The sequence below is a fragment of the Streptomyces recifensis genome (genome assembly GCF_002154615.1).
Classification (GTDB): Bacteria; Actinomycetota; Actinomycetes; order Streptomycetales; family Streptomycetaceae; genus Streptomyces; species Streptomyces griseoluteus.
Genome location: NZ_MUNH01000784.1, coordinates 1 through 633, shown reverse-complemented (window position 1 = coordinate 633; position 633 = coordinate 1). Strand labels below are relative to the sequence as shown.

1 protein-coding gene is annotated in these 633 nt (G+C 67.3%); it reads right to left on the bottom strand.

The annotated features are described in order from the left end of the window. The coding region (locus CCN33_RS29685) for a cell division protein SepF (protein ID WP_086696428.1) at positions 1–372 on the bottom strand (372 nt) is incomplete at its 3' end. Positions 373–633: the final 261 nt, after the last annotated feature.

Here is a 633-nt window from a genome sequence, read left to right as displayed (position 1 = left end):
GGCGGGCGTCAGCAGGAACACCCGCGTCGCGACCCGCTCGATCGTGCCCCGCAGACCGAAGGTGAGCCCGGCCGCGAAGTCCACCACCCGCTTGGCGTCGGCGCCCTCCATCGCCGTGAGGTTCATGATCACCGGGACCCCGTCCCGGAAGAGTTCGCCGATGGCGCGGGCGTCCCGGAAGCTGTCCGGGGTGACCGTGCCGATGCGGCGGCCCTTGTCCTCGGCCGTGTCCGCGGCCACCTTCACCCGCGGGTCGGTGACCCAGGCGTCAGCGGGCTCCGTGCCCTCGGAGTAGTCGTCGTCGTAGTAACGCTCGTCATCGTTGTCGTCGACGAGGCCGAGCCACGCACTCGCCTTGCGTACCGATCCCATGGACGCCTCCTCTCACAGCGGTCTTGTCTGTTCTTCGCTTCCCTATGGTCATCCATGATGCGGACGGTGCGCCAAGTGGATAGACGCCGCGCGGGGGGTTTGTGACGGTACTGGTGCACGATCGATCCGTCGAGAGCCCTTGTGCCCCAAGGCCTGCGACTCATACGGCTGCTGACTGGGAGTGAAATATGATTTGTCGCGGCGGATGGGTGATGTGTGGTGTGTCCGGGTGACGGAAGGGGCCTCGGGGGCATCCGGGGC